The following is a 7848-nucleotide window of genomic DNA, read 5'->3' on the forward strand; positions in this document are numbered from 1 at the left end:
ATCACGTCATCCCGCGCGGGTCGCGGGAAAGTCTCTTTCCTCCGACAAATCACGGCCTCGCAGGCTCCACAACCAGATTGCGCGTCTCATGTCCGCTAGTCCGCCCCGCCTCCGGCAGCAGATACGTTTCTGTACCAGCAGCGACGGCGTACGCATCGCGTATGCGAGCTCGGGCACCGGTCCGGTGATCGTCAAGGCTGCAAACTGGCTGAGCCATCTCGAACTCGATCTGAAGAGTCCTGTGTGGAGTCATCTGGTCGAGGAGCTGAGCCGCAAGCACACGCTCGTGCGCTACGACCAGCGCGGCTGCGGCTTGTCTGATCGCGACGTAGCGGAGATTTCGTTCGAAGCCTGGCTGCATGATCTCGAGGCCGTGATCGACGCGAGCGGCGTCGAACGCTTTACATTGCTGGGCATATCGCAGGGCGCGTCGATTTCCGTCGCTTACGCGGTCGCGCATCCGGAGCGCGTGAAGCAACTGATACTCTACGGCGGCTATGCGCGCGGCAAGCTCAAGCGGCAGGGCGGCGACGCGATGCGAGACGAGGCCGAAACACTCGTCAAGCTCGCCGAACTCGGCTGGGGGCAGCAGAATCCGGCGTTCCGTCAATTCTTCACGACGCAGTTCATCCCTGGTGGCACGCCCGAGCAGCACCGTTGGTTCAACGAACTCGAGCGCATGACCACCACGCCGCGCAACGCCGCGCGGATCATGCGGGTCTTCAACGAGATCGATGTCGTCGATCTGCTCGAACAGGTCACGTGCCCGACGCTGGTGCTGCACGCGAGCGGCGATGCCCGCGTGCCCTTCGAAGAAAGCCGCCTGCTCGCGGGGCAGATTCCGGATGCGCGTTTCGTGCCGCTCGAAAGCGAAAATCATCTATTGCTCGACACGGAGCCCGCGTGGCTGCGCTGGCGCGAAGAAATCAGAAACTTCCTTTCCGCCGACGTCGGCATCGACCCCGTGTTCGCCACGCTGACGCCGCGTGAGCGCGACATTGTCGAGCTGATTGCGGGCGGACGCGATAACGCCCAGATTGCCGCGCGGCTCGCGCTCAGCGAAAAGACCGTGCGCAATCACATCACGAGCATCTTTGCGAAGCTCGAAGTGGAGAACCGTTCGCAGGCCATCGTGCTCGCCCGCAAGGCGGGTTTCGATTCGTCCGCCGCGTGACGATATCGGGCCTGCCCGGCGATCCGGGACGTAAGTCCCCCTCGCACCGCACGAATCCACACTATCCCGGCGGTGCGCCGGGACCACCGCCTCATGTGCGCTACGACCCCGATACGGAACATTCGATTCAGACGGTGACCCATGCGAAATCTCGCCGCGCCGCTCGAATCCCTTTTCCATCGAGGAGTAGTGCCATGAATGCTATCCAGGCTGAGTTGCCGTCCCAGCGTTACGCGAAATGTATTGAAGTGTCCCGGCGTATCCGCTGGGATATCGACCGCGACGTGATTCGCGGACGCCGCTTCGATCTCTCGCACAAGTTCCTGCCCGACGGTCTCACGGAAGTCGACCGGCTGCCGTTCCTGAACACGGGCGAACGCCGGTTGATGTCGCAGGTGCAGGGGCGCACTTATGCGAACATGTTCCGACTGGTCGAGCGTTTTGTCGGCGCGAAGATGCTCGAAGTGGGCCGCGATCACGCGCTAGGTGACCAGATCGCGCTCGAAGCCGTGATGCGTTTCACCGAAGAAGAACTGAAGCATCAGGAACTGTTCCGCCGCATCGAGATAGTGGCCGGTGAAGACATGCCGGCGGGTTACCGTTTTCTGCCGCCGACCGACGACGTCGCGAACTTCGTTCTCGGCAAATCGACGTGGGCCATTCTCGCGCTGACCTGCTGCATCGAGATCGTGACGCAAGTGCATTACCGTCAGAGCATGGAGGTCGACGACAGTCTGTCGCCGCTGTTTAAAGACGTTTTCCTGTTTCACTGGAAGGAAGAGTCGCAGCACGCGATCATCGACGAACTCGAATGGGTGCGCGACGACACGAAACTCGATGCCACGGCGCGTGATGCTGCGATTGGCGACCTGATCGAATTGATCGGCGCGCTGGACGGTTTGCTGCAATTGCAGACCGAAGCCGACGCGGAGTACTTTCTCGCCAATGCCGGGCGCACGTTCACGGATCACGAACAGGCGCGCGTGAAAGCCGGGATGCTGGATGCGTATCGCTGGCAATACATCGTATCGGGAGTTGAAGAGCCGCGTTTTTCCAAGCTTTTGACGAGCCTGATCGACGAACGTCAGGGCGAGCGGCTGGGCGCGTCGCTCGCGCCGATCGTGCGGCGTACATTGAACAGTGTGATGCTGAATCAGATGTGATGACGATTGACGCAGTAAGGCTGCAACAGTTTGACGATAGCATTGAGCCCGTGACGATCAAGGCTTACTGCGAGTCACCGTTATAAAAACAATCGAGAATTCAATGCACCCCACTTTGAACCGGATCTTGCTGTATGTAAAAGACGTCGCAAAGACCTGCGCGTTCTATGAACGACACTTCGGATTCGCCTGCCAAGTCGACCCAGATGACCGCGTCGTCGAACTGGTGTCGCCGCACGGCGGCGCCATCATCATGGTTCATCAGGCGGGGAAGGCGGTGAAGTCCGGACAAGTGACCGTTAAACTCGTTTTCGATATTCGGGACGTCGAGGCGTTCAAGGAGCAGTGCGCGAAGGACGGCCTGCAATTCGGCGCAACGCATCGGGCGGACGGCTACACATTTGCCAATGCCAAGGACCCCGACGGCAATTCCATCTCGATCTCCAGCCGCGGTTTCGCTTCCGGCCGCTAGACGAACGCCCGCGTGCGGTGAGCTCGATGCGGGAAAAAAAGGAGCGTCGATCCGAAGAAGACCGACGCTCAAAAGGAGAACCCGCTGTCCACAGGTTCACACACACCGGAGCGCCATCAATGCATGGGCATGTTTTGCATTGCCGGCTGGTTTTCGTTGAGCGCGCTCTGCTGGGCTGCGTGCATGGCGGCTACTTTTCTTTCCGCTTCCTGAATATCGGCGGGATAGTCGCTTTCGTCGCCGCGAGACGGGTCGTAGCCGGCGGCTTCCAACTCCTCGAGTTCATGGCGAACTTCTGCGCGCGTGACTTGATGCGTGCCGGGTGACGCCGAGGTTTGCGCATAGGCACCGCTCGCCGTCGCCAGAAGGGCGGCACTTGCGACGAGTGCGCCGGCTACAGCGCGGACCGTGAGACGGTTCAGAGAGGTCAGTTTCATGTCAGTACTCCTCGATGTGCGAGCGCAATGTTCGAACTCGACGCGAGTCGGCATCAGCACGCTCTGAACCGGTAAACCAGCGGAGTGGATTTCTTATTCCCGGCAGCGCGTGGAAAGAAGCGCGGGAATAACCAGCTCGGATTTGGCGTCTTGCAGTGCGTGAAGACACGAATTGGGGGTGATCAAATGGACATCATCGACATGGCCCGTCAGTCAGGAATGGCGGTTATTCTCGACGCCCGGATCGGTCGGGAGGAATACCACAGCGTGTGCGGGTCGCTGTCAGCGCTGCAGAAATTTGCCGACGCTATTCGCCAGACGCCGGTGAATCAAAAAACGGGTGGCAATCGGCACGAACGGCCTCTCGCGTGGGGGTCGAAATGAATCGAACGCGTATTGCGACCTGGAAGCCACTATTTCCGGGCGACATGCTGCGAGCCGCGGGGCGCGCGCCGCTAGCGCCTTTTCGGCGGCCACTGAGTTTGTCTGCTCGCGTTGTGAGGGAATCGACCGTCCATACTTTTCTGCGCCGCTGTCAACTCGTGTCCGGCGTGGTTCTGCTGGTCTATCTCTCCCTCCACCTGGTCAATCACGCACTCGGGATCTGGTCGTTGGATCTTGCGGGGCGCGGTCTTGTGCTGGCGCTGCGGGTGTGGCGCAGTGCGCCGGGAACGGTGCTTCTTTATGGCGCGTCGTTATTGCATTTTTCACTGGCGCTGCGAACGATCTATGGGCGCCGTCACTGGAAGCTGCCGCTCACTGAATGGGTTCGGCTTTGGGCGGGACTGAGTCTGCCTCTGTTGCTGATCCGCCATGTGGTGTCCACCCGGCTTGCTTCGTCGCTGTACGGTTTCGAACCGAACTACGAGCGCATCGTGATATCACTCATTACCAGCGGCACGCAAGGTTTGCAGCTTGCACTGCTTGCGCCGGGCTGGGTGCATGGTTGTCTGGGACTGTGGCTGCGTATGCGTCATCGTGCGGCGGCGCGGCGCGCGAAACCCTTTCTGATTGCGGTGCTCGTTCTGTTGCCTATGCTGTCCGCCGCGGGTTTTGTTCGAATGAAGCAGGCGGTCCTGGCACTTTGCGTCGGGCCACTGCAGGCTGACCCGAAGCTGGTCACGCATCAACCCGCGCTCGATGCATGGCGCCACAACATCCTGATGCTGTATCTGTCGTTGTTGATCGGCGCATTCGTGGCGGGTCAGTTACGCAACTGGCTGGAACGTCGGCGGCTAAGGAAGGCGACGATCAGCGTCTGATTCTCGAAGTTCATGAAAGGCCGTCCCGGCTACGACGACGCCGACTGTTGGTTCGGGTGAGCGCGCGGCGGTGAAAAAGCGCGTCATTCACGACCCCGGATACGCCGACGAGCTTCAGTGTGCAGCACAAAGAGAAGTGCAGACACTGAAGCTCGTCGGTTGGTGAGCGGGGAGATACCGCTCACCTAACAGCGCACCTCGCTGCGGCGAGGAGCGTATGCATCAGAAGCGATGGCGAATGCCGACGCGGAATGCCAGCTGGTTGTCCGCGCCCGGACCCGACGGTCCGAAGAAGCTCGTGCTCGAACCGATCTGCGCCTGCACATCGCCCGTTGCCGTGTTGTGGCCCGAAGCGATCTGGTAGATACCCAGTGCGTAGACGTCCGTACGCTTGCTCAGCGCGTAGTCGACACTCAGGTCACCCTGATTCCAGTGACCCGTGTTCGCGTTGCTCAAATGCATGTAGGTATAGCCCGCGCCGACCGTCAAGGCCGCGGTGAACGCGTATTTCGCGCCTGCATCGTAAGCCGTGAACGTGGTCGCCGCACCCGTCAGCGTTTCGAAACGCGTATTGGTGTAGAGCGCCCACAGTGTGGCCGCGCCGATCGTATAACGGCCGCCGACGCCGTACGTGCGCAGGTCGCGCACGTTGCCCGTCGTCACGTTGGCAAGGGTGGTCGAAAAGGTCGGGACGGCCTGGCTCGGGAAACGGATGTCCGTGTACGCAGCGCCGACGCTGATCGGGCCGTTCGCGTAGTTCGCTCCGAAGCTATACGCGCGCGACGAACCCGCGACCGGTGCCGCGGCCGTGCCGGTTGCCGGTGCGCCGGCAAAAGCGCCTGCCTGGTTCGAGAAGCCATACAACGCGCCGAACGTGAAGCCCGAGAAGTTCGCGCTGCTGAACTTGACCGCGTTGTTGATACGGCTGGACGTCAACTGGTCGACGTCGTTGATGTGATAAGCGTAGTTGCCTGCAACGGTCTGGCTGCCGGTCGAATACGTGCCGCCCAGGTAGTCCGTCGAGAACGAGTACTGGCGGCCAAACGTCAGCGCGCCGACGTTGTTCTGCGACAGACCGACATAAGCCTGACGGCCGAACAGTGCGCCACCTTGGCCCAGCGTACCGTTGCCGCTGTTAAAGCCGCCTTCCAATACGAACAGCGCCTTCAGGCCACCGCCCAGATCTTCCGTGCCGCGCAGGCCCCAGCGGGTGCCCGATGCAACGCCGTCGTCGTATTTGACGAGGTGGTCGTGGCCCGTGCCGGCGCGGGCGTTGTTCACGTAGCTGATACCGGCATCGATCAGGCCGTACAGCGTGACGCTGCTTTGTGCATGCGCGTTGAGCGTGATGCTCCCGAGGACGGCGGTTGCGAGCAGGGTCTTTTTCATCCTTTCCTTCTTCTTATAGGGTGGCTGCGCGGCGCACGTTGCTGCGCGCGGCGCGAACCGGGTTGGCAAACGACACCAGACATGGATCGAGCGCCCACGGCAAAGCCGCACGAGGCCGCGCAGGGAAGGATCGATGTCTGAAGAATGCGATTGAACGGGGGCGAGACGACGACCACGTTGTGCGTGATCGTCGCCGCCTGGTGACGGACGCGTCGGAGCATCGGCGAATCGGTCCGGCGCGCGAGTGTCTTTGAGAAAAGCGAGCCGTCTTGTCCCGTTATGTCTTGCGGAATATATCGGCCTGTTAACTTCTCGTAAACGAATTCGTGGGTAGTTGTCGTCTTTATGACACACAGTAAGGTGACGTGTGCCGTGGACACTGGACTTTCTGCTCGCTATATTCAGGTGGATATAACCGGAGAGAGTTGATGGAAGCAGCGGCGAAGCAGGCGGTCGGAAGCAAATACGTGCTCGAGTCGATGAAATATGCGCAGGGCAAGACGTGGGAAGTCGTCAACGAACTCGCGCAGCGGGTACGGCCCGGCATGCGCGAATCGGAGGCAAAGACCGAATGCAATCACGCGCTCAGTGAAATGGGCATGGACCGTATCTGGCATCCAGTGCTGGTGCGCTTCGGCGAAAACACGTTGAAGGTTTTCAAGGAGCAGTCGGAAGGCGACCCGCGGCTCAAGGACGACGATATTTTCTTCGTCGACCTCGGCGTCGTTTTTCAGGGTCACGAAGGCGATGCGGGCGCCACGTTCGTAGTCGGCAACGACGCTGAGATGAAGGCTTGCGCCGATGCCGCGAAAACCGTATTCGACGAGGTGGAACATCATTGGCGCACGACCGGTGCTGGCGGAAAAGCGCTATACGACTTCGCGGAGCAGCGCGCGGCGGCACTCGGCTGGCGTCTGAATCTGGATATCAAAGGTCACCGCGTGAGCGACTTTCCGCACGCGATCTACAAGGCGGGCAACCTGGGCGATTTCGCCGATTGCCCGGACGCCGGCCTGTGGATTCTGGAAATCCAGATCGCCCATCCGACCCGGCCATTCGGCGCGTTCCATGAAGACTTGCTGGTCTGAGCCTGAACCCGCAGCGGAGTAAGGCGCTCCTTTTCACATCAGGACGCCGGCGGCACTCGACCGGGTGGTGGCCGTCGGCAACTCGAAGCAGAAGGTCGTGCCCGTTCCCGCCGTGTCGAGCAGACGTATCTGGCTATGGTGCAATTGCAGCATGCGCTGGACGATCAGCAATCCCAGTCCACCGCCCCGATGCGCGCCACCGGAGCTGAATGGACGTTCGAACAGACCTTCGCGCTGCTCGGGCGGAATGCCGGGACCCGTGTCGCGGATCGTGACCGACACCTTGCCCTCCTTATGCGCGAGATCGACTTCGATCGATCCTTCAGCGGGTGTATGGCGAATCGCGTTGTCGAGCAGATTCGTCAGCACGCGCTCGATCATGCCCAGATCCGCGCTGACGTTCGGCAAGCGAGGCGGAATACTCGCGCGCAACTGAATGTGCCGTGCCTCGGCCGGCAATTCGAATTTCTGAAAGACGTCCTGTACCAGATCGACTAGTGAGAACTGTTCGAGTGCGGGTTGCACGTTACCGTGTTCGAGCCTCGCCAGTTCGAACAAAGCCTGCGCGAGCCGGCCCACCTTGACGCTTTGCGCGAGCGCGATCGCCAGATAGCGTTTGCGTTCCGTTTCGCCGAGCGTGTCGGACTTCAACGACAGTGTCTCGAGGTAACCGTGCAGCGACGTCAACGGCGTGCGCAGGTCGTGCGAAATATTGGCGATCAGCTCGCGGCGCTGTTGGTCCTGCCGCGTCAGCGCGCGCCATTGTTCGCCGATGCGGTGCGCCATCTGCGCGAACGTCGCTTCGAGCCCGGCAATTTCGGCGCGCCGGCCGGCCGGCGACGAACGCGGCACGCTCGGCTGGG

Annotated in this window: 9 protein-coding genes; 6 read left to right on the forward strand and 3 right to left on the reverse strand. The window is 61.1% G+C overall.

The annotated features are described in order from the left end of the window. Positions 1 to 88 precede the first annotated feature (88 nt). From PQR32_RS27070 to PQR32_RS27080, 3 genes are all read left to right on the forward strand, one after another. Positions 89 to 1174: an alpha/beta fold hydrolase gene (locus PQR32_RS27070; protein ID WP_408234085.1), complete on the forward strand. Its 1086-nt coding sequence runs from the start codon at positions 89 to 91 to the stop codon at positions 1172 to 1174. A 194-nt stretch (positions 1175 to 1368) separates the two neighbouring features. Beyond that, positions 1369 to 2337, forward strand: coding sequence for a hypothetical protein (locus tag PQR32_RS27075; protein ID WP_408234088.1), 969 nt, complete (start codon positions 1369 to 1371; stop codon positions 2335 to 2337). A 103-nt stretch (positions 2338 to 2440) separates the two neighbouring features. Beyond that, entirely contained in the window at positions 2441 to 2809 is a 369-nt protein-coding gene (locus tag PQR32_RS27080) for a VOC family protein (protein WP_408234091.1), read from the forward strand. A 116-nt stretch (positions 2810 to 2925) separates the two neighbouring features. Here the strand turns inward: PQR32_RS27080 and PQR32_RS27085 are convergent, their stop codons facing one another. Further along, positions 2926 to 3246, reverse strand: a complete 321-nt coding sequence (locus PQR32_RS27085; protein WP_408234094.1) for a DUF4148 domain-containing protein — start codon at positions 3244 to 3246, stop codon at positions 2926 to 2928. 186 nt (positions 3247 to 3432) lie between these two features. On the opposite strand from PQR32_RS27085, the gene PQR32_RS27090 reads away from it, so the two are divergent. Both PQR32_RS27090 and PQR32_RS27095 read left to right on the forward strand, forming a co-directional pair. Next, positions 3433 to 3630 (forward strand): hypothetical protein, encoded by a 198-nt coding sequence (locus PQR32_RS27090; protein WP_408234097.1) that lies wholly within the window; start codon positions 3433 to 3435, stop codon positions 3628 to 3630. Then, on the forward strand, positions 3627 to 4508 hold the full coding sequence (locus tag PQR32_RS27095; RefSeq protein WP_408234100.1) for a hypothetical protein: 882 nt from the start codon (positions 3627 to 3629) through the stop codon (positions 4506 to 4508). Before PQR32_RS27090 ends, PQR32_RS27095 begins: the two co-directional genes overlap by 4 nt. A 222-nt stretch (positions 4509 to 4730) precedes the next feature. On the opposite strand, the gene PQR32_RS27100 is transcribed toward PQR32_RS27095, so the two are convergent. Further along, positions 4731 to 5897, reverse strand: coding sequence for a porin (locus PQR32_RS27100; protein WP_408234103.1), 1167 nt, complete (start codon positions 5895 to 5897; stop codon positions 4731 to 4733). 428 nt (positions 5898 to 6325) lie between these two features. On the opposite strand from PQR32_RS27100, the gene PQR32_RS27105 reads away from it, so the two are divergent. Next, positions 6326 to 6985, forward strand: coding sequence for a M24 family metallopeptidase (locus PQR32_RS27105; RefSeq protein WP_408234106.1), 660 nt, complete (start codon positions 6326 to 6328; stop codon positions 6983 to 6985). A gap of 33 nt (positions 6986 to 7018) precedes the next feature. Here the strand turns inward: PQR32_RS27105 and PQR32_RS27110 are convergent. Beyond that, positions 7019 to 7848, reverse strand: an 830-nt coding sequence (locus PQR32_RS27110; protein ID WP_408234109.1) for a sensor histidine kinase, incomplete at its 5' end; no start/stop codon positions are given.

The sequence above is a fragment of the Paraburkholderia dipogonis genome, from assembly GCF_046027395.1.
Taxonomy (GTDB): domain Bacteria; phylum Pseudomonadota; class Gammaproteobacteria; order Burkholderiales; family Burkholderiaceae; genus Paraburkholderia; species Paraburkholderia dipogonis_A.

Coding starts and splice junctions, on each gene's coding strand:
- PQR32_RS27075 (WP_408234088.1), top strand. CDS start 1,369: ATGAATGCTATCCAGGCTGAGTTGCCGTCCCAGCGTTACGCGAAATGT.
- PQR32_RS27070 (WP_408234085.1), top strand. CDS start 89: ATGTCCGCTAGTCCGCCCCGCCTCCGGCAGCAGATACGTTTCTGTACC.
- PQR32_RS27100 (WP_408234103.1), bottom strand. CDS start 5,897: ATGAAAAAGACCCTGCTCGCAACCGCCGTCCTCGGGAGCATCACGCTC.
- PQR32_RS27105 (WP_408234106.1), top strand. CDS start 6,326: ATGGAAGCAGCGGCGAAGCAGGCGGTCGGAAGCAAATACGTGCTCGAG.
- PQR32_RS27080 (WP_408234091.1), top strand. CDS start 2,441: ATGCACCCCACTTTGAACCGGATCTTGCTGTATGTAAAAGACGTCGCA.
- PQR32_RS27085 (WP_408234094.1), bottom strand. CDS start 3,246: ATGAAACTGACCTCTCTGAACCGTCTCACGGTCCGCGCTGTAGCCGGC.
- PQR32_RS27090 (WP_408234097.1), top strand. CDS start 3,433: ATGGACATCATCGACATGGCCCGTCAGTCAGGAATGGCGGTTATTCTC.
- PQR32_RS27095 (WP_408234100.1), top strand. CDS start 3,627: ATGAATCGAACGCGTATTGCGACCTGGAAGCCACTATTTCCGGGCGAC.